Source organism: Gammaproteobacteria bacterium, assembly GCA_033344735.1.
In the GTDB taxonomy this organism is placed as follows: domain Bacteria; phylum Pseudomonadota; class Gammaproteobacteria; order UBA4575; family UBA4575; genus UBA1858.
Window position 1 is genome coordinate 389,584 of record JAWPMW010000001.1, and the last position, 24,837, is coordinate 414,420.

Genomic DNA, 24,837 nt, shown 5'->3' on the forward strand with positions numbered 1-24,837 from the left:
AGTGGTAAGCTGCTTCTTGAATTACTAAATTGTCTTAAATGAATTCTTCTCGATTATTTGATTGGTTTGCATTATTCGCGTTAGTCGCAATGTTTGGTTCTGCATTTTTGTTAACCAAAATTGCTGTACAGGAAGTGCCGCCGGTAATGGTAGTTGCAGGGCGTATAGTTATTGGCGCTTTATTACTGTTGATTATTTCATATTCGCAAGGCGAAAGGATTTCTGCATTAAAGCCTTACTGGCCAATCTTACTTGCACTGGCATTGACAGGAAATTGTATTCCATTTTTTGTCATTACTTGGGGTCAGCAGTATGTAGACAGTAGCCTGGCCGGAATATTGATGGCAATGATGCCGCTAACAACTGTGGTGTTGGCTCACTTCTTTGTGCAAGGAGAACGTATTACCAAAAATAAACTAATAGGTTTTTTACTTGGATTTTTTGGTGTTGTAATTTTAATGCAGCCAGAATTATTAGTTTCTTCTGATTTTGATTGGCTACATTTAGTTGCAATGTTTTTTATATTAACAGGTGCAATAAGCTATGCAGCTAATTCTATTATCGCACATTCATTGCCTAAAATTAGTTTGTCATTGATTTCGGCTGGTGTGTTACTGATGGCTTCATTTGTCATTATTCCCTTGTCAGTATCACAGGGGTTTTCGTGGGTAGCAGAAACGTCTCCAGCTGCAATCTGGTCAGTTATCCTTTTAGGTGTTTTCCCTAGCGGGTTGGCTACTATTATATATTTTAGTGTTATTAGACGTGCAGGTGCTGCATTTCTTTCGCAAATTAATTATTTGATCCCTGTATGGGCTGTATTGTTAGGAATATTGTTTGGTGGAGAACAGATGACACTTAACGCAATAGTCGCATTAGTGGTTATTTTAAGTGGGATTGCAATAGCACAGAAAAATAAATCAGCTAGAGAAGATTCAATATACCATGATTGATATTAATCTCTGTGAACAGGTAAACCACCAACACGTACATATATTAAGCAGCCATTTTTAGAGTAAGGTTTGTGTTTACTTAAATGCGGACTGCGTATCCAAGAACCAGTTGGGTATTCACCATGATCATCTTCAAATGTGCCTTCAATGACAAATATTTCTTCACCACCAGGGTGTGTGTGCTCTGGAAAATAAGTGTCTGGTTGCCAACGCACTAATGCCATGTTCTCGGGATATTCTGATTGCGAATATAGAGGTAGCACTGTCAGGCCTTCGACCATTCCTTGGCGCCATTCCATATCACTAGTATTCACTGCTAACTTTTTACGATTATTGCCATCGTATTGGCGTAACCTTACAAACAATGTGCAACCAATATCTGAGTAAGGTGCATGCTCAGTTCCGTCAGGATTTAATAAATATGTGCCAGCAGGGTAGCGGCCATGATCGTCACAAAATTCACCCTCTAGTACAAAAATTTCTTCACCCTGTGGATGAGGGTGTGTGCGAAATTTTCCACCTGCATCATATTTTACGATGCTAGTAACAGGGCCGAATTCACCTCCCTGACGATACAATGGCTTGCGCCAGACAGTACCGCTTGGGCTTGATTGCCATTGCAAGCTTTCAGTATAAACAACAACATGTTGGTTTAGGTCTGCATTTATGTCGTCTAGTTGTTTCATGTCTACTCATAAACAAGCAGTTCTAAAGCGTCTATATCAATCGCATTACGGCTATACCCAGCTAATTTATTTTCAGTATTGTATAAAAGTTGTGAAGGCACACCAATTAATGTTGATTGAGTAATATCCTGATAAAGTACATTACTATGGTCAAAGTCCGTCAGTACATGTGTGTAATTCAGATTACGCTCCTGGATTTGTCTTAGCGCCTTTTGCTTTTCTTCTAATCCATCGGTGACAACGCCTACCACAGTTAAGGGAATTGAAGGGTTATCCTGAATGAATTCAGCTAATTTTTCAAAATCACTTTTGCAGATATGGCAGTACGTTGCCCAAAACATGACAAGTTCCCAGCGTCCTTCTTGTAGCTCGTCTAAAACCGAATTTTTAATTAATCCTTGTGGTTCTATAACTTTGCTTACTGATTGATTTACAGGGTTTGAGGTTGGTGTGTTATTACTCTTAGACGCAGACGTCTCTTCTTGATCAGAACAGGCCTGAAGCGTGGTAAATAGTAATATAACGAGAATGACAGAAAATATTTTCATAATTATTTGTGATCTTATAGTTAACTAAACACTAGACCAAAATTATACGTCAGGTATTACAATTACCTATATTAATTGGTGATTGGGTTATACTTTGACCTAAACAATAACAGCTTTTGGAGGGTTTATGGCTGCAACACGTGTACAAAAAGTATTGGATGAGGTCGGTTCGTTAGCTTTCCCAGGTATATATGACACACTTTCAGCCAAAATAGCTGAAAAAGTAGGTTTTCCTATGGCCTTTGTCTCTGGCTACTCGTTAGCAGCCTCCACCATTGGCGAGCCTGATTTTGGCTTGTTGACTCAAACTGAAGTGGTGGAACGTGCCAGACAAATATGCTCTAGCGTCGATATTCCAGTCATTGTAGATGCTGACACGGGCTACGGTAATCCGTTAAATGTTTATCGGACGGTAAAAGACTTAATTGCTGCAGGTGCGGCAGGGTGTTTTTTAGAAGATCAAGTATGGCCTAAGAAATGTGGTCATATGCGTAACAAAAAAGTTATCGAGCGTGAGCAATATTTACAAAAAATCAGGGCTGCCGTAGAAGCACGAGGTGATGCAGATTTCTTTATAGTTGCGCGCACAGATGCTGAAGCAGTGTTGGGTCTTGAGGAAGCCATTGCAAGAATTGAAGGAGCGCGTGAGTTAGGTGCTGATGCTAGTTTTGTTGAAGCGCCAGGTTCATTAGAGCAGTTAAAAGAAATTGGCAAACGTGTCCCCAAGCCAATGGTTGCTAATATGATTGAAGGCGGTAAAACGCCAGTGTTAACTAAGGAAGAATTATCTGAAATGGGTTTTCAGTTAATATTGTATCCGTTGACAGGGTTGTATGCAGCGGCGGCAAGTATGAGAGACTTTTATCAAAAACTAAAAAATGATGGTACAACTATTGGCAAAGAAAGTGAGTTAATGCAGTTTGCCGAATTTAACGATTTAATCGGTGTTGAGGAAAAATATCGATTGTCAGAAAAATTTGGAGAGTAGTTTTACGCTGGGCGTCTATAAAAGCGTTGTCCATAGGTAAAAAATAACTGTTGCATATAGAGCGTAAGAAGTGGGGTCTATTAGTTCCCAATATTCATCATAAAGATCTTTCATATGTTTTCCTTAATTTAAGTGTAATTTGTAGATACAGCTTCGATAGTATTGCCTGAACTTAGTTCACAGATTTAAATAATTAAAGTTAAGCGGTAGAAAAATCACTCCCAACGGTTTGTTAGAAGTGATTAGTTAAATGCTTAAAATACTGCCAGCCATAGTCCAAATGTGCTGCATGTCCCAACTGTGTACAATGTAGGGTCAATAATGGTCCAGAATCTCTCATATAACCTATTAAACATGATGTTCTCCTCTAGTAAAAAACATAAAAAAATTAAAAATGTATATAGATAATTTTCTACACTGCAACCGCTGTGCCAACTTTAAACGCGTGAGGAAAGGCGATAAATGGCTGTATTTACTTATTTCTAAGACGGGCAACGTTCCAAACCAGAGCAGTTCTTAGTTTTAATGAATACTTTTTGTGCATTTTTTAACAAATACACATATTAAGATTTGAGTTATTGATGTTAATTTGGAGAGGCAAGTACTAATGTCCAATAAACGCGAAAATCTGATAAATTATTTCGGGTGCAGGCTAGGCCTATTTCTTTGTGAGCACTATTCATAATATTGTGGCAGTGCTCTGGACTTGTCATCCATTGATCTAATGTTTGTTCAGGTGTATCTGTACCGGCTGCAATGTTTTCAGCAACTGTTTTCCAATTGTAACCAGTGTTGGAAACGCGCTCGCTAGCAGATAAACCTAATGAACTATTATGGTCAAAGAAATTATTTTTAGCCATGTCATTAGAATGGGTAAGCGCTGCAAGCGATAACTTGTTATTCCATGTCAATGCAGGGGCAGCAGGGTGAGATTTCTCACTACACACCCGTGATTGAGAGCGCAGTGCATTAATGTAACCAAGCACGCGTTGAATTCTTAGTTCGCTAAAATCGCACTGACTGGTTTTAGGGGGTTCTTTATAAACAGGTGCTTTGGCAATTTTACGACTGTTAATATAATCAGACATACTGCAACTGCTCATCAAGAATAGTGAAAAAAATGTAAAAAACATGCTGCAGGCTATTTTAGATTTCATGACTATATTTATTAATTATCTGGGTATAGTTTATAACAAGCTGACTGAATATATCTTGCACCAAGCTCTGTTTGTACTTGCTTTCCATATTTTAATACACAGGCGCTGGCGGTTTTAGGTCCAAACCATGAGCGTTTTTTTTCTATAAAAATCCTGTCATGAAATGCGAACTGATTTTTACATGAAGCGACAACTTCTTCAGCAATAGTGTCGCTCTGTACTTTTTTCATATTTTTCAATAAGCATTCCCAGTAGTTATCAGGACTGAACCAGCCTGCATTTGCTTGAGTGCTTATCGTTAGAATGCTAAGCATTACTAGTAAGAAAATTTTCATCAAGAAGTTTTTAAAACAAAAGACTTAGTTAAAAATCTTTTGTTTGGATGGTGAGATCAAATATCAATCAGGCCCGTATTGAAACGCTGCTGCAAGTCCAACTGTATTGGAGTGTGTGTGATCTATGCCGTTACTGCGGTACCAAGTTTTCTTGGATTTTGCGACACTAATTGGATTTCCAGGTGCGACAGCAAGAGGGTGATTACTAACAATGACATCTCCGCCGTCTTCGCCTTCAATTGTATACATTTCATTCTCGCCCACTTTGCCTATTTTTAAATGACGTTTTTTACCATCAATAGTAAATTCAATAGGGGCCTGTTCAACGGTTTTAACTTGGCTAATAAGACCGGCTATAACTGCAAGATGCCCGCCATGTTTGCCACTCCATAATTCACTAATCGCCATAACTTGCATATCAGTAGCGCCATCATCGATATATAAATTTACTTTCCAGCCTCCATCCGTTAACACGCCTGGTGCTTCAAGATATACTGCTACTTTGATGCCATCGAGTATTACTTCGCCTAAATTTCCTTTATCTATTCTCCAGCCAACAAGTGCATTGCAGTAACCTTTGGTCGGTGGCATGAGGAATATACATGGGCAAACTAAATCACATGTACAGGATTCAAAGTAATTTCCTTCCAGACTCCAATTATCAGCCATAGTTATATTCCTTAGGTGAATGTTTTAATGTCATCATGAATGAATAGTATACTCAGCAACTAGTGAAATACAAACTTATTAAGTGATTGTTATTTCAAGTATTATCGTCTCTTACTCCCTAATTTCTTTGTGATTTATGGTAACAAATTTAATTAAATCAAATTACTTTAGCCGTGATTATCTGATTGTCTACACAGCGATGCTATTGGTCTTTTTGATCGCCTGGGGTTATATGGGCTACATGGGATGGGCAATGCAGCATATGGATATAGTTGATATGTGGATGCCACCACGTGCAGGTACTCGATCATGGCAGTTGTATGATTTCTTTATGCTGTTTGTGATGTGGGCAGTAATGATGATTGCGATGATGACACCTTCGGTACTACCAATGGTGTCAATGTATGTCACGGTTACTCATAGTAAAAAATCAAAAGCTCAAGCCTACACGCCTACCATAATATTTTTATGTGGCTATTTAGTTGCGTGGATATTTTTCAGTGTAGCTATTTCGATCGCTCAGTATCCTTTGCATGTTGTCGGTTTGCTGAATCCTATGATGGATAGCCGAAGCTATTTATTAAGTGGGATTGTATTAGTGCTGGCTGGAATTTATCAATGGACGCCTTGGAAAGATGCATGTTTAGAACAATGTCGTAGCCCATTACATTACTTAATGACACGATGGAGGGAAGGTCATTGGGGCGCTTTTAGTATGGGGGTTCATCATGGGGCTTATTGTGTAGGGTGTTGCTGGGCATTAATGGCAGTGATGTTTGCTGTTGGTGTGATGAATGTTCTTTGGATGGTGTTAATTGCATTCTTCGTATTGGCGGAAAAGATCTCACCTATCTCATCTAAATATATTAGGATCATCTCAGGGCTGGGGTTGGTACTATGGGGAAGTTATTGGTTGTTTTTGTATCCTTGGTGATATTTAGATCACATAATAAAAATATGTAACACTTGTGGGTTATTTGAGCTTCTTAATAATTTTGCAACAATTACAAAATTATTTTTCTTGAGGACTGTATTGATAATAGATCTACTTAAGAAAGTGGCTAAAGAATTAAATGGAATTAATAATGATAAAAGTTAAAACAAGTGATATTCATGGTAAAGGACTATTCAGCGCAAAAAAAATCTGCAAAGACACTGTGATTGGTAAATGCAAAGTTAAAAAAACCAAGAAATCAAATATGTATACTTTGTGGGTTGGTGACAAACCATTTGATGTGAAATGTAAGCTACGCTTTATCAATCACTCGGATGATCCAAATATTGTTTATTACGATGATTTTACTGTCGTTGCACTTAGGGATATCAGTAAAGGTGAAGAGCTGTTACACAATTATGGTTGAGCTTAATAATTAGAACAAATTAAGTTAGGTTAAAAACCAATTACTGGCTTGATAACTACATAAGTGAACACAGTAATTAAAATCACACCAATTATATTTAACCACAATCCTGCTCTGCACATCTCGGGAATAGTTATATGTCCAGAGCCAAATACGATGGCATTTGGTGGTGTGGCAATAGGCATCATAAACGCAAAGCTAGCGGCTAGTGTTGCAGGAAATATCAACAAGTAAGGGTGAATCCCAGCACCAATTGCAATACCAGCAAGTATTGGGACTAAGGTAGCAGTTGTTGCGGTGTTTGAGGTTAATTCTGTTAAAAATATAACACTTGCACATATAATCAATACGAACAAAATTTCCGGAATGTCTTGAAGGAATAAAGCTTGTGAGGCTATGTACTCCGCAACACCATTTGTTTGAATTGCTTTGGCTAATGTAAGTCCGCCGCCAAACAAAATAAAAATTCCCCAAGGCAGTTTTTTTGCCGTTGGCCAATCTAAGACAAATATTTTTTCTTTGAAGTTAACAGGAATTACAAATAAAAGCATTGCTGCTAGCATAGCTATGCCTGGATCGCTTAATTGGTGTAAAGGGTGAATTGCCTGTTGATTAATTGTGATAGTAATTTCTTGGAGCAGTGGGCGAGTGATCCATATAATGACGGTAGTAATGAACACTGCGATGGTAATTTTTTGACCGCGGTCCATTTTATATTGTTGTTTTGTAGGTGCTTTAGACTGCTGATTCAGTGATTCGGATTGAAAGGGAAATGCTAATTTGGTTAGTACTAACCAAATAATCGGTAGGAATATAAATGCCAAAGGTGCTGCAAATGACAGCCATTTGATAAAGCTGATTTCAAGTTGATAGTTACTATTAATACTATCCTCAAGAAAGCTAGCTAAAAATAAATTTGGTGCGGTACCAATTAAAGTCATAGTGCCACCCACTGACGCTGCATATGCAATGCCAAGCATCATGCAGCAGGCAAAATTATGCTGACTTGTGTTGTCAAAGCCATCTTTTTTTTTGTTAGTGTAGAGTGCAATGATGCTTAAACCGATTGGTAGCATGACGGCGGTGGTGGCGGTATTTGAAATGAATGCGCTCAAAATTGCCGATGAAAACATAAATCCTGCAATAATCATGTAAGGATTTTTGCCAACAATGGATAATACTGTATTGGCTAATCGATGATCTAATTTCCAGCGTTGCATCGCCAATGCAATAAGAAAACCACCCATAAATAAGAAAATAAGGTGAGATGCATAAGGTGCCGTAGTCTCTTTGATATCAGCAATGCCTAACAATGGGAACATGGCGATTGGAAGCAATGCGGTAGCACTTATATCAATCGCCTCAGAAAGCCACCAAATAGCCATCCAGACTGTCATGCAAAGTGTTGTTTTTGCTGAGAAAGTGAGTGGAATTAACGCTTTATGGGTATCGACATATTGGTCAGGTAAGGCAAAGTATAGGCATAGTGCAGCCAATGGCCCGGCGAAGAATCCAATACGTTGAACGACGAATTGCATAGACAAGTTAAATTCCGCATATTTATTAGTAATGAATAGTACACATGACTGAATTGAACGACCAATTTAATCGAAGCATGAGAGATCTGCGCATCTCGGTGACCGATCGATGCAACTTTCGCTGCACATACTGCATGCCGAAAGAAGTGTTTAATTCTAAATATCAATTTCTTGTGCGAGATGATTTGTTGTCATTTGAGGAGATAACACGACTAGTACAAATATTTGTTAAAAATGGTGTGCGCAAATTGCGACTCACTGGTGGTGAGCCATTATTACGTAAGAATCTAGATGTATTAATCTCAGAGTTGAATAAAATTTCTGGCATTGAGGATATCGCATTGACAACAAATGCATCATTACTCACATTGGAAAAAGCTCAAGAGTTGAAACGTGCCGGCTTGCATCGCGTTACTGTCAGCTTGGATGCAATTAATCAAGATACATTTATGCAAATGAACGATATGAAAGTATCTGTGAAGAAAGTATTAGATGGAATTGATAATGCGCGCACAGCAGGGCTGGATTGTGTAAAAGTTAACATGGTAGTTCAGAAGGATATTAACGAAGAAGAAATCGTACCTATGGCTGAATATTTTAAAGGAACAGGAAATATTTTGCGTTTTATTGAGTTTATGGATGTTGGTAATACCAATGGTTGGAACATGCAGCAAGTTGTGTCTGGCCAAGATATTGTTGATCGCGTAAAGCAAAAATTCCCAATTGAAGCTGTGGACCCAAATTACAAAGGCGAAGTAGCTAAGCGCTGGCGCTATAAAGATGGTGAAGGTGAAATTGGTGTTATTACCTCAGTTACTCAAGCATTCTGCGGTGACTGTAATCGTCTTCGCCTTTCTGCTGAAGGAAGTATTTATACTTGCTTATTTGCTTCACAAGGTGTTGATCTGCGGCGTCTATTGCGTGAGGGTGCTTCAAATGAATTTATAAATGAAGTAATTACTAATACATGGAAAGATCGTAGTGATCGATACTCTGAAGTACGCGGAAAAGAAAATAAATCAGTTCATAAGGTGGAAATGTCCTATATCGGTGGTTAAGCAGCATACTTTCTATGAGCGTATTGGCGGTCAAACAGAGATCACTAAATTAGCTAATAAGTTTTACGATGTTATGCAGCGTGATTCAGTTGCCAGTCATGTTCTGGATCTGCATCCTGATAACTTAACGCGTTCTCGTAAACGATTGGCTAATTTTCTTTGTGAGTGGTTTGGCGGACCAAAGTTATTTGGTGAAATTTATGTCAATCCAGACTGGTTAAAGCTACGTCATAAACATTTAAATATTGGGATTGAAGAACGTGACCAGTGGATACACTGTATGACTACTGCGATGCGTGAATTAGACTATGACCAGCAGCTACAAAAAGAACTCACTAAGACATTTTTTGAGGTTGCAGGTTTTATGCGTACGCGTGTTTGAGTGAATGTTGTTTTAGTTATTTTTCCAGTAAGCGAGGAATGAGTTCAACTAAATTACATGGTCGATGTCGATAATCTAATTGCTGGTTAATTAATTTATCCCAAGCATCAGCACATGCACCTGATGAGCCAGGCAAACAGAAGATATAAGTGCCGTTGGCAACACCCGCCGTTGCGCGAGACTGCAATGTTGAAGTGCCAATTGTCTCGAAAGATAATACCCTAAACATTTCGCCAAACCCTTCTATTTCTTTGTCAAGTAAAGGCTTGACCGCTTCAGGAGTGCCATCGCGTCCGGTGACGCCGGTGCCACCAGTAGTAATTATAACTTGAGGTTTTTCTTTGGCAATCCATTGTGAGACAGTTGAGCGAATTTGGTAAATATCGTCACGCACAATTTTCTTTTCACATAAAGAGTGACCAGCTTTCTCTAGGCGTGTAACGAGTAACTTTCCAGACTTATCGTCATGTTCAGTGCGTGAATCAGAAATCGTTAATATGGCAATAGATAGGGGGATTAAATTTCTTTTGTTATCCATCATGAATTTTCTCTACTTACATTTTTAGGCTGTAAATTTTGCTTCACGCCAATTGTCTATTACATCGCTTGCTTCTTTGTAATCATTTTCATCGACGACGACTCTTATTAGCCCATTTGCAGGCAATTCTCCCGTGGCACCTTGAAGAAATTCACCTACTATGTTGGAACTAATACCTTCGCTCTCTAATAGACCTTTAATGACATGAGCCTCTAGAGAATTTAGTGCATGCAGGACTGTTTTCATAGTTGGTGTATAGATTATTTGCTAAAACGATTATTATACAATTTACTATAGCGGACATTTTACAGTTAGTAACGTTTAAATTGAAATAATCACATATTCCTATGAAAGTTGAAATTTTTAGTCATCCATATAATCCTTGGGATTGGGTGCAGTTATATCAAAAAGAACAATCTCAATTGCAGCATAATTTTGGTGCCACTGCTGTGTTTGTAGGTACCATGCGTGATTTTAATGAAGGCGATGATGTCGCCTCGATGTTTCTTGAACATTACCCTGGTATGACAGAAAAAAGCCTGGAAAAAATCATTCTTGATGCAATTAAGGCATGTAATCTAATTGATGCATGTATTGCGCATAGAGTGGGTGATGTGTTCCCAGGTGATCCTATTGTTTGTGTAGCAGTTTGGTCATCGCACCGCAAAGAGGCTTATGAAGCTAATAGAATGATTATGGAGGCGCTTAAATCAATTGCGCCATTTTGGAAAAAAGAACAATTAGGACAGGATGACCAAAATCAAGGACAGCTGACAGGGCGATGGGTAGAAAAAAATACAGACGGTTTCTAGATAGTGGGTTTAGTAATTTAATGATTCATAAGTAATTAATTCTTATAATCGGCCGATATAATTCTATTAAGAAAACTTAGTTATTGCTAAAGCAATTTAAACAGCATTAGTAAGCTAATTAATAAGATTTTTATTTAAAACCATTAGGCTGGGAAAATATTATGGATGCTGTCGTTATACTTGTCGCGCTAATCGCGGGACTAATATTCCGTAGGTTTAATTATCCACCACTGTTAGGTTATCTGTTATCAGGATTTGTTGCGCATGAACTAGGGATTGGCAGTGTAGAGAATATTGCACCTTTCGCTGATATTGGCATTCTGCTTTTATTATTTACTATTGGTCTAAAGCTTAATTTAAAATCACTAGCAGCGCCCCATGTTTGGGGAACCGCCTCATTGCATATGGTTATAGCGGTAGTTCTAACTGTGCCTGTAATTATGGCTGCAGGATTATGGATGCCCGCACTCGCCATAAACGATTCAATAGCTATTTGGACTCTAGCATTCGCATTATCATTTTCTAGTACGGTATTTGCTGTAAAAATATTTGATGAAAGAGGTGAGAGTACTTCTTTACATGCTTCAATAGCGATAGGTATTTTGATTATTCAAGATTTATTTGCTGTATGTTATTTAGTATTTACAGCAGATAAAGCAATTGAGCCAAGCGCAATTATACTACTTGCATTACCTTTGATAAGGCCTGCATTACTATACTTAATGCGCTTAACGGGTCATGGTGAATTACTTGTTTTATTTGGCGTGGTGGCGGCCGTGGGAGCAGCAGAATTGTTTGAGCTGTTTAATCTAAAAGGTGGTCTAGGAGCTTTACTGTTTGGTGTATTACTCGGTAATACTGAAAAATCTAATGAGCTTTATAAAAATTTACTAAATTTAAAAGATTTATTCCTGATTGGATTTTTCTTACAAATTGGTTATTACGGATTACCGTCCATTGAAATGCTATTTGTCGCCTTAACGTTAGCGCTGTTAATATTTTTACGGCCTATCATTTATTATTTTGTATTGGTTGCTTTCAGGTTAAGGTCTAGAACATCATTTTTAACAGGTATAGCATTATTTAACTATAGTGAGTTCGGTTTGATTGTAGGAGCCATTGCAGTTGGTAATGGTTTGCTATCAGCTGAATGGCTAACGACTATCGCGCTGGCTATGTCTATTTCCTTTTTTATCTCAACACCTTTTAATACTCGTGTGCATGATTTGTTTAGCAAATATAGTGACGGCTTGCATCGTTATGAGCGTAAGCAAAGGTTGGAGCAGGAAGCGTTACCATGTTTGGCGGATTCAAAAACTGTAATTCTAGGCGGAGGGCGTGTAGGCCTGGGGACTTATGAAATGTTGTCGTCAAAACTGGATGGAAAGATTGTATGTGTTGATGAAAAACAAAAAAGAGTGGATGAATTAAATCAACTAGGAGTGAACTGTATTCGTGGTGATGCCAGTGATTATGAATTTTGGCGTGCTACGGATCTTGTTTCGAGTGATAAGATATTTGTATGTTTATCTAATCATCATGAGAATTTACATATTGTAAATATGGCAAAACAATTAGGGTATAACAATGTTCTTGCAGTTGTCTCTAGATTTCCTGATGAGCAATTAGAGTTGCAAGAGCTGGGTTGTATTGCGTTTAATTTATATGCAGAAGCCGGGCACGGTTTTGCCGAACATGTATTAACTGAATTGGATAATGTTAAGATGTAGTTTAGTTTAAACATGTTTGGGCAGGTGCATAATGGATTGGAAGATACATCAAAAACAACTTGCCTACGACGGTCATTTCAAAGTTACTAAGTTTGATTTAACGCATGAAAAGTATAATGGTGAGTCAACTCCGTTATTACGTCGTGAACTGGTTGAACGCAATGACACAGTCGCTATGGTTGCATATGATCCTGTGACAGATGAAGTTGTTCTAGTAGAGCAATTTCGTATTGGAGCCATCAGTGAAGAACAGCCTTGGCTGATAGAAATTGTAGCTGGGCTGATCGAGGCTGATGAATCTGCCGAACAAGTTGTTATAAGAGAGTCTGAAGAAGAGATTGGCTGTGTTCCAAGTGAGATAATTAAAATTGCCGATTTTTATACTAGCCCGGGCGGTAATTCTGAATGGGTGCACTTATATATAGGTAAAATTTCTGTAAACGAAATCAGTCAATTAGGTGGGCTTGAAGAAGAGGGAGAAGATATAAAAATTACAGTAGTTCCTGCCAGTGATGTGCCATATATGTTATCTACCGGTGAAGTTAGATCTGCAATTGCGATTGTAGGGTTGCAATGGTTCGTTATGAATAAAGGTAATATACGCTTACAGTGGCTTGATTAGTTGGATAATTCTATTTTCAAGAAAATTTTGTTATAGCGATCTTGATTCTTTTTCGTGCGATATAAAATGCCATTAGATTCACTGCTGCGGCTATCTGTATTACCGCCGATCTCAAACCACTCTCCTAAGCGCACTCGCAGCGTTGTGTCTACATAAGTCTGTTCCTGGCCATATCCTTGATAAGTGCGGCTACTATTAGAAGCGCTTTGTATACTTATGTTTGCAGACCTATTATCTGCACTTCGCGCAACGACATAGAACCCATCCTGCTTGCTAGGAGATAGGCGATTATGTTCGATTAGGAAATTACCATTTGGTCGCTGCACATAAGAATAAATAGGGGTAATGCGTAAATTTTCTTTGGAAATATATGCAGGCTTACCTTCCTGTACTTGCACAAACTGAGTCTTGTCACTTTTGTTTTCTGTATTACGTGTATCAATATTGACAGTGACACCCGGTTCTTTTCTAGGATATTTACCTGCATTAACCTTTGCGCCATTCGATTCTATTTGTACTGATGCATTGACATTGTTTTCATTACTAGCTGCATATTCATCACTGGTTACTGAAATTCGAAAAGTTTTACTGGCGCGATCCACAGAACTGATAAGACTTTCGATTTCTTCAAGACGATTAGTAGGTGCTTTGATAAATAGTTGGTATCCATCACCACTCATTGCTTCTGTATCATTCAGTAGTGGCCGTATCAAGGGAATTACCTCATCAGCGGGCCTGTTCTTTAAATCAAAATAATGAATTGTGTCAGCCGCATAAATACTTGGGGCTGAAAGTATTACGACAAAAATATAGATAAATTTTTTCATGATTTATATACTCACGCGCCTTAAGTCAGGTGTGATTTCACTTTGATTCCAATGGTCAATAAATAATTTATCTAACTCAGCGCATTTGATATGGTCATTAAACGAGACGCTACCTTCGTAACGATCTGATTGAGGGTTGTGCAGGAAGCCTTTTCCGTCAGCTGTGACTAAGCTTTCATTGTAATAAGTATACTCTGTAGGCAGTTTTCTAATCGATATCTTAGAGGGTACTTTATCGGCGAGATTTATTAGGCGGTGACCGTCTTTAATAACGTTAGTACTATCAAATAGAATGATGCGGATGTTTGTATTACGATTCCTGCGAATGAATTTGCTGAAAGCCTCAACAATATCACTACGATCGAATATCTGGTGATTCAGCGTTCTTGAGATAATATTAATATCTAGCACTGCAGAACTTGCTAATTTATGGATAGCTGCAATATTCAATGCGCGGTCTTCCACAGGAATCTCACCTTCAGTGACGCCCAGTATAAAATTCTCAAAAAATCGTTCTTGCTTCATCTTTTGGTTTGCGGTGGAAAATGTCTGAGAATACCTGACTATTCAGGTAAGATGTACGCCTGTCTTCCAAATTGGCAGATTAAGTGCCTGTTTGGTATCAATATTCAGACTGTTTTAGCGTCTGATTAGTTCACCGGCAAAGAGTCGGGAACTTGCCATATCTTTACACTGTCATCTACTTGCCAATGTGAGACGAGTTTGGTAAAAAATGCCTGTTTTGTCAGTATGAATGGCTCTTCTTGAGTCTAAAATAAATATAAATGTGTCATGATTGAAATTGAAAATTTAGTCAAAAAATTTGGTCCTTTAACCGCAGTCAATGATATTTCCTTCTCCGTAGAGCCCGGGCAAGTTCTGGGTTTTCTTGGCCCCAATGGAGCAGGAAAATCAACCACAATGAAAATGATAACCGGTTTTCTTGCACCTACCTCAGGTTCAATTCGTGTGTGTGGCCACAAGGTTGAAGGTGATTCTCTGCAAGCTAAAAAAGAGCTTGGTTACCTCCCCGAGGGTGCTCCTAGCTATGGAGAAATGACGCCCTACCAGTTTCTGCAGTTTATTAGTGATGTCAGAGGTTTAAAAGGTGTTAATAGAGCTGAGCGCATAGATACTGTAATTTCGCAGCTGCACTTGCAGCAAGTGATCAATCGTCCAATAGAAACTTTGTCTAAAGGGTTTAAGCGCAGAGTTGGTCTGTCGCAAGCAATCCTACACGACCCTAAAGTGTTAATTCTTGATGAGCCTACTGATGGTTTGGATCCAAATCAGAAATACGAAGTGCGAGAATTAATCAAAGGGATGGCTAAAGACAAAATTGTAGTGATTTCGACACATATATTAGAAGAGGTCGATGCAGTATGTTCACAGGCTATAATTATTGCTAATGGAAAAGTCGTGGTTAATGAAACACCGAAGGAATTGATTTCAAGATCACCAACGGGTCGACTGGATGATGTGTTTAGAGAGATAACATCTAGGGAGGGCTTATCATGAAAAATATAGGGATTATTTTTAAACGCGAGTTGATAAGTTATTTCGCAACACCAGTAGCTTATGTCTTTATTGTTATATTTTTAGTGCTCAGTGGGGCATTAACATTTCATATGGGTGGTTTTTATGAGCGTGGCCAGGCAGATCTTGCGCCATTCTTTAATTTTCATCCTTGGTTATATCTGTTTCTCGTGCCGGCCATCTCTATGCGCTTGTGGGCTGAGGAGCGCAAGTCAGGAAATATTGAATTATTATTGACCTTACCTATAACCATGATTGAAGCAGTAATTGGCAAGTTCTTGGCTGCGTGGTTATTTACTGCTATAGCGTTGTTTTTGACTTTCCCATTATGGATTACTGTTAACTATTTAGGTGACCCTGATAATGGAGTCATTCTTGCAGCTTATATTGGTAGCTTGTTAATGGCAGGTGGATTTTTAGCCATTGGTGCATGTATTTCTGCCACTACGAAGAATCAAGTGATTGCTTTTATTATTAGTGTAGTGATTTGTTTTGCTTTTTTATTGAGTGGTTTCCCTATTGTGCTAGATTTTTTCCGAGGTTGGGCGCCGCAATATATGGTAGATGCAATTGCTTCATTGAGTTTTTTGACTCATTACACATCGATTAGTAAAGGTGTGATTGATCTACGCGATATTATTTATTTCGCGACATTAATTGGTTCCTGGTTGTATGCCAATGCAGTAGTTATTGAAATGAAGAAGGCTAGTTAACTATGAGTTCTGAAAAAACAATGAGTAAAACAATCAGCTACTCAGGATTAGTAATCCTTGCGATTTTGTTTGTCCTAGTGAATATGGTGAGTGGTAATCTTTTTAAAAGTTTACGCATGGATTTAACTGAAGATAAGCTATATACACTTTCTTCTGGAACATTAAATATTTTAAAAAGTATCCAAGAGCCAATTACCTTGCATTATTTCTTTTCTGATCAGGCAAGCCAAGAAATTCCACAGTTAAGAACCTATGCAAATAGAGTGCGAGAGCTGTTGCAAGAATATGCGCAATTATCAAATGGAAAAATAACCTTACATGTTATTGATCCTGTTGCTTATTCAGAAGAGGAAGATCAAGCAGCGGAATTTGGTTTGCAAGGTGTGCCGACCGGGCCCGGAGGAAATACTATTTATTTTGGTTTAGCAGGTAGTAACTCGGTGGGTGAATCCAGGCTGATTCCTTTTTTTCAGCCAAATAAAGAACAATTCTTAGAATATGATGTGACAAAATTAATATATACGTTATTAAATTCTAAGAAACCTGTAGTAGGTTTGATATCAAAAGTACCTATGTTTTCTTCTTTTGATATTGAAACTCAAAAAATTCGTGATCCATGGGTGATTACAAGTCAATTGCAACAGTTGTTTGAAGTGAAAAATATCGATTTCACAGCATCTTCATTTGATAAGGATATGGAATTGTTGATGCTAGTACATCCCAAGGATCTTAGTAAAAAAACATTATACGCAATTGATCAATACGTTTTGAATGGTGGTAATTTAATTGTTTATGTTGACCCATATGCAGAAGCAGATGTGCCAGCAGTAAATCCTGAATCGCCCATTGAGTCGGCGGGTGTACGTAGCTCTAGTCTAAAATTGCTGTTTGATGCATGGGGAATTGATTATTCGCCAGCATCTGTTGTGGGTGATCGTAAATATGCCTTGGCTGTAGATGTGGGAAATGGTCAGCAAGAGCGTCATTACTCTATATTAGGTCTAGATAAGCAAGCTTTTCAAGACGATGATGTAATCACTTCAAGTTTGGATTTTGTCACAGTTGCTATGGCTGGTTCAGTGAAGCCTAAAGAAGGTGCAGATGTAACTTTTGAGCCGTTAATACACTCTAGTAGTGAAGCAGCACTATTTGAAAGTTCTAAATTTAGATTTTTGCCTAAGTTGTCGAGCTTATCAGAGGACTTCACGCCCTCTAAAGAAGAGTATGTGATCGCAGGACGATTCCAGATGCAGCCAAATTCAGCTTTCCCGAATGGAGCTCCAGAAGATGCAGAAGTTAAAACGGAGCATGTTAAAAAAGCAGCGAATTCGGTTAATGTCATCGTAGTGACAGATGTTGATATGCTGACTGATCGTATGTGGGTAAATGTGCAAGACTTTTTGGGACAGAAAATTACTGATGCATGGGCTTCAAATGGTGATTTCGCAGTTAACGCTGTGGATAATTTGTTGGGTAGTTCGGATTTGATCAGCGTGCGTGGTCGAGCGACTGCAACAAAGCCGTTTACTCGTGTAGAAGAATTGCGTCGTGAGGCAGATGACCAGTTCCGAGTTCAAGAGCAAAGTCTACAAAACAAATTGAGAGGTGCTGAACAAAAGATTGCTCAATTGCAATCGCAACGTGATGACCAAAGCTCTATGATTTTGAGTCCAGAGCAGAGTGCTGAAATCCAACGTTTTCAAGCAGAAAAATTACAAGTAAGAAAAGAGCTAAGAAAAGTTCGTCACGAATTAGATAAAAACATTCACAGCTTAGGTGCATGGCTAAAAGCGATCAATATTGGTTTGATGCCAGTGATTTTAACCATTCTTGCATTAGTGTTATCTGCTTTACGTATTAAAAAGCGAGTTCAACAACGCGCGTAATATTATGAATACAAAATCTCTTGCTATATTAATTATTTTTTTACTTGTCGGTGCGGGTGTATATTTTTTCTCTACAGCAAAAAATAGTATTAACACATCAGAAAGTATTAATTCTGAAATCATACCCGCACTGCAGCCAGCACTTAATGATATTGCTGAACTGCAAGTCATTGGCGCAGGTAGTCAAGTATTATCAACTTTGTTGCGCAGTGACTCAGGATGGTTAGTTAAAGAAAGAAACCAGTATCCCGCTGATATTTCAAAAATACGTTCCGCGTTACTAAGTTTGGCGGAAGCTAAAATTGTAGAGCAAAAAACATCTAATCCAGAATTATATAATAAGTTAGGTGTCGAAAGTATTGAGCAGAGCGATGCACAAGGTATTAAAGCTGTTGTTCGCTATGGTGCGCAGACAAGCGAATTAATAGTAGGTAAGCCTGGACCACAAATAAACAAGTCCCGATATGTACGTATCGCAGGTAAAGAAACCAGTTGGTTGATTGATCGAAAAATTGACTTGAAACACCAGCCAGATTACTGGTTGAGAAAAGATATCCTAAGTATTGAGCCTAGCGAAGTTGCTGCGGTCACTATCTTGTTAGGTGACAATTCAAAATTAGATATTAAAAGCACTCAGGAAGAAGAAAAATTTGAAGTTACAAATTTAACCGATCCAAATTCACAAGTTATTGAAGCAGAGTTACATCAAGTCACTAATGCTTTATCTTCGTTTCAGCTGCTTGATGTTGCAAAAAGTGCAGATTTTGAAGATGCGAAGCCTACTATGAATGTTAAGTATCAATTAAAGACTGGCGTTGATATAAATATTGCTGCATATGAGTTGGAAAAAGATCATTATGCTGCTCTAAATATTCGACTTAGTTCACACATTAACGAAGAGCAAAAGTCCAAGGCTGAGGAATATATTGATAAATTAACCCAGTTAACATCAGGGTGGGTGTATAAGATACCTAATGTTACTTACGAATCCATGAATAAACGCGAAGCAGATGTGCTCGCAATCACTGAAGACCAGTTAAATTAGATTATATTTTTTTAGCTTTATCTACTGCATTCCCAATATAAGTGCCTGGAGTGAGTGATTGCAGCTCTTTCTTTGCATCTGCAGGAATATCTAAGCCTTCAATAAATTCAACTAAACTTTGTTTATCAATTTTCTTGCCACGAGTTAATTCTTTAAGTTTTTCATAAGGCTTTTCAATATTGTATCGGCGCATGACTGTTTGAATTGGTTCTGCCAATACTTCCCAGTTATTGTTTAAGTCTGCCGCCAGACACTGTTCGTCAATTTGAATTTTATTGAATCCACGTAATAAAGATGCGGATGCGATTAAGGTGTATCCAAAAGCACTGCCCAAGTTGCGTAATACGGTAGAGTCTGATAAATCTCTTTGCCAGCGTGAAATTGGTAATTTTTCTGCAAAGTGAGTTAACAATGCGTTGGCGATACCATAGTTACCTTCTGCATTCTCAAAATCTATAGGATTAACTTTATGCGGCATGGTGGAAGACCCTACTTCTGTGGCGACAACCTTCTGAGTAAAATAACCAATTGAAATGTAACTCCAAATATCACGCGAAAAATCAATACAAATAGTATTAATGCGTTGTATGTTGTGACACATTTCGGCAATGTAATCGTGGGGCTCTATTTGAGTCGTGTAGGGATTGTAATGCAGCCCTAATGATTCAATAGTAGATTGTGAAATTTTATCCCAATCTGCATTAGGGTAAGCAGATATGTGTGCATTAAAATTTCCGACTGCTCCGTTTAACTTTCCTAGTATTTCAATGCCATTCAATTGTGATATTTGTCGTTCAAGGCGATGACATACATTGGCAAATTCTTTCCCCATGGTTGAAGGTGTTGCTGGTTGTCCATGTGTACGACAAAGCATGGGTGTATTAGCTAACTCTAGTGAAAATTTTCTTAAATGATCGGCAATGTGAGTTTGAAGATCAATCAATAACTCTCGGCCTTCTTTTAGCATCAAAGCATAAGCAAGGTTATTGATATCTTCTGAGGTGCAAGCAAAGTGGAAAAATTCTGAAAGCTCTTTAAGGTCGCTATCACTAGCGACTGATTCCTTTAGCCAGTATTCAACTGCTTTAACATCGTGATTTGTTGTTGCTTCAATTTGTTTGACGCGCTCTGCATCAGACATATCGAAACTTTTAATTAAGCTATTCAGCTTTTCTCGGCCAGTGTCACTGAGAGTTGGAATGTCATTGAGTTCAGGAGTATCAGCCAAACGAATCAGCCAGGCGACTTCAACAACTGCGCGACTACGAATTAATCCATATTCACTGAAAATTTCGCGAAGATTCAAGGTGGCCTTGCTGTATCGGCCATCAATAGGAGTCACTGCGCTGAGAGTATTTAATTCCATGTATTTTCCAATTTGCTTCGATTCTGCTTCTATAGACAAGGTATGAACCATTATACTACAGCCCATCCAAGGTTCGCATTTACAAAAATTTTAGAAATAGGAAAACAATATGTGTAGTGACAAATACAGAATAGAAAAAGACAGCATGGGTGAGTTACAAGTCCCTAAAGGCGCTTTATATGGTGCTCAAACTCAGCGTGCGGTGAATAATTTCCCTGTCAGCGGCTTGACTATGCCAAGAGAGTTTATAAAAGCTTTAGGATTATTAAAAGCTTCTTGTGCAATGGCTAATCAAGAGCTGGGCTTGCTAGACCATAAAATAGCCAATGCCATTGTCGATGCAGCAAAAAAAGTCAGTAGTGGCGAACTTGATGAACATTTCCCAGTGGATGTTTTTCAAACTGGTTCAGGGACTAGCAGTAATATGAATACCAATGAAGTGATCTCTCATATTGCTTCTGTGGATGTGCATCCAAATGATCACGTCAATATGGGACAAAGCTCTAATGATATTATTCCTACAGCGATTCATGTCAGCGCATGTCTGGCGATTCATGAAGAATTATTACCAGCTCTAGAGCATCTTTCAAATTCTTTGCGTAGTAAAGCTAAACAAGTAGATGGCTACGTAAAAACTGGCCGCACCCATCTTATGGATGCCATGCCAGTCACTTTGGGACAAGAATTGAATGCTTGGGCGACACAAATTGAAAATGGCCAAGCGAGAATTAAACATGCATTAGGCTTTTTATATGAGCTTGCTCAAGGAGGCACAGCCGTTGGCACAGGTATTAATGCTCATCCTGATTTTGCCGACAAATTAGTTAAGCATCTTACCTCGTTAACAAATATTCCATTTAGTACTAAGCCAGATAAGTTTGAAGCATTAAGCTCACAAGACGCTGCGGTAGAAATGAGCGGACAGTTAAAAACTGTGGCAGTTAGTATGATGAAAATTGCAAATGATCTACGTTGGATGAACTCTGGACCACTTGCTGGTCTGGGTGAAATTGCATTACCAGCATTACAACCAGGCAGTAGTATTATGCCGGGAAAAGTGAACCCGGTAATTCCAGAAGCAACCGCCATGGTATGTGCACAAGTCATTGGTAATGACGCGACCATTACCGTTGCTGGTCAAGCCGGAAACTTCCAATTAAATGTGATGCTACCAGTGATTGCTTATAATTTAATCCAAAGTATCAAGATATTGGCGAATAGCGCCCGCCTAATGGCGGATAAAGCAATTGATGATTTTGCGGTGAATGAAGAAGCGTTAACAGATGCTTTGAGTCGTAACCCAATTCTTGTAACAGCTATTAATAGTGTGATCGGGTATGAAAAAGGGGCGGCTGTTGCTAAGAAAGCATATGCAGAGGGGCTAACTGTGATCGAGTCCGCAATGCAGTTAACAGATCTGTCAGAAGAAGAGCTTGTCAAGCTTCTAGACCCGGCTCAACTGACGAAAGGTGGCATTCAGGGTCTCTAGTTTTTTAGAGTGTAGAACAATCCGATAAATCACTGTAGTTACTTGTATACAATAGGGTTATGCAAGTAACTACAGTTTTCCAGTTCTTCTATCTGGCATTTGTCGCTGGATTAAGTGCCTTCGCTTTTGTGCGGTTGCACAAGCGTGTTCCTATTAAATATGAATCACGCATGTCTATTGGTGCCTTGCTATTTTTAGCATTCTTTGTGTTCTTGGTCAGTGCATTACTATTTCTAGTTTTCGGCATTATCTTTATTTCTGAAATCAGCTTGGCTGTTTATACAGGTGGAGCACTGTTAATTATTTGTAGCATCGTTTTCTTGCTCGCTTCTAATATTGTGGTTAAAGAGCGAGAGTATTTCAGGCAACTTGAAAAAAGACAGACAGAACATGATTCAAGTACTGGCTTGCCTAAGTATCCTATCTTTTTAGAAAGAACTAAGAGAGCATTAACTAAACATAGTTTAGATAGCCCTTACTATCCTGCAGTTATGGTCATTTTAATTTCTGGTTTGCGCCAGCTGGATCGGCGTGTGGGCTTTGGTGTTTCCGACTTTGTCATAAGAACTGTTGCTCAACGAATTCATGCGACACTAAGAACAACAGACTATGTAGCAAGGTTGAATGAAAATTTATTTGCAGTGTATGTTAATGATCTTAAACAGCGTGAAAATGTTCATACAATTTGTGAGAACATATTAAAGAGTATAAAAGTGCCTGTACAAGTTGCCACAGAACAAGCGCCCATATTCCCTTTTATTGGCGTGGCATATTATAAAGATCATCCCTTTGATGAAGTATTGAAGTATGCTCAGTCTGCCGCATTAGAAGCGTGTGATCGTGGAATGGAAGTGATTGTGGCCGATGCAATCACCCCTGTTCAAAAGGCAGATAATGACATTCTGACTGTGTTACAACGAGGTTTAGAAGAAAAGTCATTCCAGCTTTACTACCAACCTCAAGTATCTTTAAAAGAATTACAAGTTATCGGTGTAGAAGCACTAATTCGTTTGCCTGAAGAAAACTGGTTATCAATTGGCACGGGTGAGTTAGTTGAGCTTGCAGAAAGAAATGGAATGATTCATCAGTTAGATTTACTTGTATTTGAGATGTTATTTGAACAAGTCGATCTTTGGGTAGAGAAAGAATTAAAGATTAGAGTGGCTGTTAATATGTCTATTAAGAGTTTCAAGAATCACTCTTTATTAGATTATATAATCGAAACGCTAGAAAATAACCCGCGTTATGGTAAGCGACTTAAAATTGAAATTACAGAAACAGCTAGTCTGGACGATGTTAAAGAAATGCTTGATTTTATGAAGCAAGTGACACCTCATGGCGTTCTATTCTGTATAGATGATTTTGGTACGCAGTATTCATCTATGGAATATTTGCAGCGTCTGCCTGTGCATGAGGTCAAGATAGATAAAAGTTTTGTATTAAGTGCTTTAAGTGATAATTCTAGTGAAAAGATTGTTCGTTCAGTGATTCAGCTAGCGCATAGTTTAAATCTGTCTGTCACGGCAGAAGGCGTTGAAAATGAACAAATGTTAAATTTTCTTCGTTCATGGAAATGCGACCAGGCTCAAGGCTTTTACTTTTCACAAGCTCTATCTGCTGAAGAATTTGAAATCTATTTAAGTGAACAGGAAAATAAGGAAGTATCGGCTTAATGATTAGGTAACAGGCGCATGTTTTTCTCGTATCCTGATTAGTTATTCATTAGATGGTTTCTTGCTATATAAAATTACTAGTCCTGCTGTAATAATTAATGTGGCACCAATGAATGTGTTGATTGCAGGCCATTCATTCCAAAAAAACCAACCGGCAAGGCTTGCCCAGATGATAGAAGAGTAGGTGAATGGTCCTACTTGGCTCGCAGGCGCCATGTGATAAGCCTTGGTTAAGAAGAATTGTCCTACTGTGCCAACCAAACCTAAGCTAATGAGTAATAGCCATTCTTGGCTGTTAGGCGAATACGTTTCATTAGTGAGCATGGGTACGCTACTAAATAATGTGCCGAAGAATGCAAAGTAAAATACAATTCTTGCTGTTGGTTCTGTGTCAGACATTTTTCTTATTGATACTTTTGCAGCCGCGGCGAGTGCGCCACCGATTAAACCAATAATTGATGCAAATTGTACTTCTGCAGTGGGATTAAGAAAAACGATCACACCAAAGAATCCCAGCGCAATTCCAAAATAAGTTTTCGCGCTTACTTTTTCATGAATCCACAGGATTGCAATAATCGGTATAAAAATAGGCCCAGTTAATTTTAATAACATTGCGTTAGCCAATTCAATATTAGCAAGTGCGTAGAAGAAGCAATACATTGCCATTAAACCTGTTATCGAGCGTATTAAGTGCATGCCTATGCAATTTGTTTTTACATGCGTTAAACGCTGACGAAACAAAAAAGGTGCAAGCACAATGACTGCAAAGACATTACGATAAAATACGAGTTGATAGCTTGGAATGTTTTCTCCAAGGGTTTTAATGATCATACCCATGGTAGTAAAAAACACTTCGCCCAATATTACGAACAAACTACCAATGACGATGATTTTATTGAAGTGCATAGAATAATGTCGCCACGCA

The 24,837-nt window shown here is 38.4% G+C and carries 26 protein-coding genes and 1 pseudogene; 15 read left to right on the top strand and 12 right to left on the bottom strand.

Annotation, left to right across the window (positions count from 1 at the left end; genetic code table 11):
• The first annotated feature begins 38 nt into the window (after positions 1-38).
• A complete protein-coding gene (locus tag R8G33_02040; GenBank protein MDW3094433.1) occupies positions 39-953 on the top strand; it encodes an EamA family transporter in 915 nt (304 codons plus the stop codon).
• A gap of 2 nt (positions 954-955) precedes the next feature.
• Here R8G33_02040 and R8G33_02045 read toward each other — a convergent pair whose 3' ends face one another.
• Both R8G33_02045 and R8G33_02050 read right to left on the bottom strand, forming a co-directional pair.
• A complete protein-coding gene (locus tag R8G33_02045; protein ID MDW3094434.1) occupies positions 956-1,639 on the bottom strand; it encodes a cupin domain-containing protein in 684 nt (227 codons plus the stop codon).
• A gap of 2 nt (positions 1,640-1,641) precedes the next feature.
• Positions 1,642-2,187, bottom strand: a complete 546-nt coding sequence (locus tag R8G33_02050; protein MDW3094435.1) for a redoxin domain-containing protein — start codon at positions 2,185-2,187, stop codon at positions 1,642-1,644.
• Between the two features lie 127 nt (positions 2,188-2,314).
• Here R8G33_02050 and R8G33_02055 point away from each other — a divergent pair, with 127 nt between their 5' ends.
• On the top strand, positions 2,315-3,175 hold the full coding sequence (locus R8G33_02055) for an isocitrate lyase/PEP mutase family protein (protein ID MDW3094436.1): 861 nt from the start codon (positions 2,315-2,317) through the stop codon (positions 3,173-3,175).
• A gap of 584 nt (positions 3,176-3,759) precedes the next feature.
• On the opposite strand, the gene R8G33_02060 is transcribed toward R8G33_02055, so the two are convergent.
• The 3 genes from R8G33_02060 to R8G33_02070 all read right to left on the bottom strand — a co-directional run bounded on the left by R8G33_02060 (position 3,760) and on the right by R8G33_02070 (position 5,336).
• Positions 3,760-4,263, bottom strand: coding sequence for a CAP domain-containing protein (locus tag R8G33_02060; GenBank protein ID MDW3094437.1), 504 nt, complete (start codon positions 4,261-4,263; stop codon positions 3,760-3,762).
• Positions 4,264-4,343: 80 nt separating this feature from the next.
• Positions 4,344-4,667, bottom strand: coding sequence for a hypothetical protein (locus R8G33_02065; protein MDW3094438.1), 324 nt, complete (start codon positions 4,665-4,667; stop codon positions 4,344-4,346).
• 63 nt (positions 4,668-4,730) lie between these two features.
• Positions 4,731-5,336 carry a DUF1326 domain-containing protein gene (locus R8G33_02070; GenBank protein ID MDW3094439.1) on the bottom strand — a complete coding sequence of 202 codons (606 nt, stop codon included), beginning with the start codon at positions 5,334-5,336 and terminating at the stop codon, positions 4,731-4,733.
• A 136-nt stretch (positions 5,337-5,472) separates the two neighbouring features.
• Here R8G33_02070 and R8G33_02075 point away from each other — a divergent pair, with 136 nt between their 5' ends.
• Positions 5,473-6,270: a DUF2182 domain-containing protein gene (locus tag R8G33_02075; GenBank protein ID MDW3094440.1), complete on the top strand. Its 798-nt coding sequence runs from the start codon at positions 5,473-5,475 to the stop codon at positions 6,268-6,270.
• A 151-nt stretch (positions 6,271-6,421) separates the two neighbouring features.
• Complete coding sequence (locus R8G33_02080; protein MDW3094441.1) at positions 6,422-6,697, top strand: SET domain-containing protein; 276 nt, start codon at positions 6,422-6,424, stop codon at positions 6,695-6,697.
• Between the two features lie 29 nt (positions 6,698-6,726).
• Here R8G33_02080 and R8G33_02085 read toward each other — a convergent pair whose 3' ends face one another.
• Complete coding sequence (locus R8G33_02085; GenBank protein MDW3094442.1) at positions 6,727-8,235, bottom strand: SLC13 family permease; 1,509 nt, start codon at positions 8,233-8,235, stop codon at positions 6,727-6,729.
• A 44-nt stretch (positions 8,236-8,279) separates the two neighbouring features.
• On the opposite strand from R8G33_02085, the gene moaA reads away from it, so the two are divergent.
• The gene (gene moaA, locus R8G33_02090; protein MDW3094443.1) at positions 8,280-9,293 is read left to right on the top strand and encodes a GTP 3',8-cyclase MoaA; all 1,014 of its coding nucleotides are present in this window, start codon (positions 8,280-8,282) and stop codon (positions 9,291-9,293) included.
• On the top strand, positions 9,286-9,675 hold the full coding sequence (locus R8G33_02095) for a group II truncated hemoglobin (protein ID MDW3094444.1): 390 nt from the start codon (positions 9,286-9,288) through the stop codon (positions 9,673-9,675). Before moaA ends, R8G33_02095 begins: the two co-directional genes overlap by 8 nt.
• Positions 9,676-9,691: 16 nt before the next feature.
• Here the strand turns inward: R8G33_02095 and moaB are convergent, their stop codons facing one another.
• Complete coding sequence (gene moaB, locus R8G33_02100; protein ID MDW3094445.1) at positions 9,692-10,213, bottom strand: molybdenum cofactor biosynthesis protein B; 522 nt, start codon at positions 10,211-10,213, stop codon at positions 9,692-9,694.
• A 24-nt stretch (positions 10,214-10,237) separates the two neighbouring features.
• Positions 10,238-10,459 (bottom strand): DUF2007 domain-containing protein, encoded by a 222-nt coding sequence (locus R8G33_02105; protein MDW3094446.1) that lies wholly within the window; start codon positions 10,457-10,459, stop codon positions 10,238-10,240.
• 101 nt (positions 10,460-10,560) lie between these two features.
• Between R8G33_02105 and R8G33_02110 the strand changes: the two genes are divergently transcribed.
• The 3 genes from R8G33_02110 (at position 10,561) to R8G33_02120 (ending at position 13,377) form a co-directional block, all read left to right on the top strand.
• Positions 10,561-11,025 (top strand): molybdenum cofactor biosynthesis protein MoaE, encoded by a 465-nt coding sequence (locus tag R8G33_02110; GenBank protein ID MDW3094447.1) that lies wholly within the window; start codon positions 10,561-10,563, stop codon positions 11,023-11,025.
• Positions 11,026-11,186: 161 nt separating this feature from the next.
• Complete coding sequence (locus tag R8G33_02115) at positions 11,187-12,755, top strand: cation:proton antiporter (GenBank protein ID MDW3094448.1); 1,569 nt, start codon at positions 11,187-11,189, stop codon at positions 12,753-12,755.
• Between the two features lie 31 nt (positions 12,756-12,786).
• Positions 12,787-13,377, top strand: a complete 591-nt coding sequence (locus R8G33_02120) for an NUDIX domain-containing protein (protein ID MDW3094449.1) — start codon at positions 12,787-12,789, stop codon at positions 13,375-13,377.
• Here the strand turns inward: R8G33_02120 and R8G33_02125 are convergent.
• Together R8G33_02125 and R8G33_02130 are read right to left on the bottom strand one after the other, a co-directional pair.
• Positions 13,374-14,204 (bottom strand): hypothetical protein, encoded by an 831-nt coding sequence (locus R8G33_02125; GenBank protein MDW3094450.1) that lies wholly within the window; start codon positions 14,202-14,204, stop codon positions 13,374-13,376. The two genes, R8G33_02120 and R8G33_02125, sit on opposite strands and share 4 nt — an antisense overlap.
• A 3-nt stretch (positions 14,205-14,207) precedes the next feature.
• Positions 14,208-14,729 (bottom strand): hypothetical protein, encoded by a 522-nt coding sequence (locus tag R8G33_02130; GenBank protein MDW3094451.1) that lies wholly within the window; start codon positions 14,727-14,729, stop codon positions 14,208-14,210.
• A 267-nt stretch (positions 14,730-14,996) separates the two neighbouring features.
• Here R8G33_02130 and R8G33_02135 point away from each other — a divergent pair.
• From R8G33_02135 to R8G33_02150, 4 genes and pseudogenes are all read left to right on the top strand, one after another.
• Positions 14,997-15,662: pseudogene (locus R8G33_02135) on the top strand (ABC transporter ATP-binding protein).
• Between the two features lie 56 nt (positions 15,663-15,718).
• Complete coding sequence (locus R8G33_02140) at positions 15,719-16,453, top strand: ABC transporter permease subunit (protein ID MDW3094452.1); 735 nt, start codon at positions 15,719-15,721, stop codon at positions 16,451-16,453.
• Positions 16,454-16,455: 2 nt separating this feature from the next.
• Complete coding sequence (locus R8G33_02145) at positions 16,456-18,339, top strand: Gldg family protein (protein MDW3094453.1); 1,884 nt, start codon at positions 16,456-16,458, stop codon at positions 18,337-18,339.
• A 4-nt stretch (positions 18,340-18,343) separates the two neighbouring features.
• Positions 18,344-19,384 (top strand): DUF4340 domain-containing protein, encoded by a 1,041-nt coding sequence (locus tag R8G33_02150; GenBank protein ID MDW3094454.1) that lies wholly within the window; start codon positions 18,344-18,346, stop codon positions 19,382-19,384.
• Position 19,385: 1 nt separating this feature from the next.
• On the opposite strand, the gene purB is transcribed toward R8G33_02150, so the two are convergent.
• Positions 19,386-20,750, bottom strand: a complete 1,365-nt coding sequence (purB, locus tag R8G33_02155) for an adenylosuccinate lyase (GenBank protein ID MDW3094455.1) — start codon at positions 20,748-20,750, stop codon at positions 19,386-19,388.
• Between the two features lie 109 nt (positions 20,751-20,859).
• Here purB and R8G33_02160 point away from each other — a divergent pair, with 109 nt between their 5' ends.
• A complete protein-coding gene (locus R8G33_02160) occupies positions 20,860-22,239 on the top strand; it encodes a class II fumarate hydratase (protein MDW3094456.1) in 1,380 nt (459 codons plus the stop codon).
• Positions 22,240-22,298: 59 nt separating this feature from the next.
• Positions 22,299-23,912 carry a bifunctional diguanylate cyclase/phosphodiesterase gene (locus R8G33_02165; protein ID MDW3094457.1) on the top strand — a complete coding sequence of 538 codons (1,614 nt, stop codon included), beginning with the start codon at positions 22,299-22,301 and terminating at the stop codon, positions 23,910-23,912.
• 42 nt (positions 23,913-23,954) lie between these two features.
• On the opposite strand, the gene R8G33_02170 is transcribed toward R8G33_02165, so the two are convergent.
• Positions 23,955-24,818 carry a DMT family transporter gene (locus R8G33_02170; protein MDW3094458.1) on the bottom strand — a complete coding sequence of 288 codons (864 nt, stop codon included), beginning with the start codon at positions 24,816-24,818 and terminating at the stop codon, positions 23,955-23,957.
• Positions 24,819-24,837 lie beyond the last annotated feature (19 nt).

Coding starts and splice junctions, on each gene's coding strand:
- R8G33_02115 (MDW3094448.1), top strand. CDS start 11,187: ATGGATGCTGTCGTTATACTTGTCGCGCTAATCGCGGGACTAATATTC.
- R8G33_02125 (MDW3094450.1), bottom strand. CDS start 14,204: ATGAAAAAATTTATCTATATTTTTGTCGTAATACTTTCAGCCCCAAGT.
- R8G33_02050 (MDW3094435.1), bottom strand. CDS start 2,187: ATGAAAATATTTTCTGTCATTCTCGTTATATTACTATTTACCACGCTT.
- R8G33_02160 (MDW3094456.1), top strand. CDS start 20,860: ATGTGTAGTGACAAATACAGAATAGAAAAAGACAGCATGGGTGAGTTA.
- R8G33_02150 (MDW3094454.1), top strand. CDS start 18,344: ATGAATACAAAATCTCTTGCTATATTAATTATTTTTTTACTTGTCGGT.
- R8G33_02045 (MDW3094434.1), bottom strand. CDS start 1,639: ATGAAACAACTAGACGACATAAATGCAGACCTAAACCAACATGTTGTT.
- R8G33_02085 (MDW3094442.1), bottom strand. CDS start 8,235: ATGCAATTCGTCGTTCAACGTATTGGATTCTTCGCCGGGCCATTGGCT.
- R8G33_02120 (MDW3094449.1), top strand. CDS start 12,787: ATGGATTGGAAGATACATCAAAAACAACTTGCCTACGACGGTCATTTC.
- R8G33_02130 (MDW3094451.1), bottom strand. CDS start 14,729: ATGAAGCAAGAACGATTTTTTGAGAATTTTATACTGGGCGTCACTGAA.
- purB (MDW3094455.1), bottom strand. CDS start 20,750: ATGGAATTAAATACTCTCAGCGCAGTGACTCCTATTGATGGCCGATAC.
- R8G33_02165 (MDW3094457.1), top strand. CDS start 22,299: ATGCAAGTAACTACAGTTTTCCAGTTCTTCTATCTGGCATTTGTCGCT.
- R8G33_02075 (MDW3094440.1), top strand. CDS start 5,473: ATGGTAACAAATTTAATTAAATCAAATTACTTTAGCCGTGATTATCTG.
- R8G33_02065 (MDW3094438.1), bottom strand. CDS start 4,667: ATGAAAATTTTCTTACTAGTAATGCTTAGCATTCTAACGATAAGCACT.
- R8G33_02110 (MDW3094447.1), top strand. CDS start 10,561: ATGAAAGTTGAAATTTTTAGTCATCCATATAATCCTTGGGATTGGGTG.
- R8G33_02170 (MDW3094458.1), bottom strand. CDS start 24,818: ATGCACTTCAATAAAATCATCGTCATTGGTAGTTTGTTCGTAATATTG.
- R8G33_02070 (MDW3094439.1), bottom strand. CDS start 5,336: ATGGCTGATAATTGGAGTCTGGAAGGAAATTACTTTGAATCCTGTACA.
- R8G33_02055 (MDW3094436.1), top strand. CDS start 2,315: ATGGCTGCAACACGTGTACAAAAAGTATTGGATGAGGTCGGTTCGTTA.
- R8G33_02060 (MDW3094437.1), bottom strand. CDS start 4,263: ATGTCTGATTATATTAACAGTCGTAAAATTGCCAAAGCACCTGTTTAT.
- moaA (MDW3094443.1), top strand. CDS start 8,280: ATGACTGAATTGAACGACCAATTTAATCGAAGCATGAGAGATCTGCGC.
- R8G33_02140 (MDW3094452.1), top strand. CDS start 15,719: ATGAAAAATATAGGGATTATTTTTAAACGCGAGTTGATAAGTTATTTC.
- R8G33_02040 (MDW3094433.1), top strand. CDS start 39: ATGAATTCTTCTCGATTATTTGATTGGTTTGCATTATTCGCGTTAGTC.
- R8G33_02145 (MDW3094453.1), top strand. CDS start 16,456: ATGAGTTCTGAAAAAACAATGAGTAAAACAATCAGCTACTCAGGATTA.
- moaB (MDW3094445.1), bottom strand. CDS start 10,213: ATGGATAACAAAAGAAATTTAATCCCCCTATCTATTGCCATATTAACG.
- R8G33_02105 (MDW3094446.1), bottom strand. CDS start 10,459: ATGAAAACAGTCCTGCATGCACTAAATTCTCTAGAGGCTCATGTCATT.
- R8G33_02080 (MDW3094441.1), top strand. CDS start 6,422: ATGATAAAAGTTAAAACAAGTGATATTCATGGTAAAGGACTATTCAGC.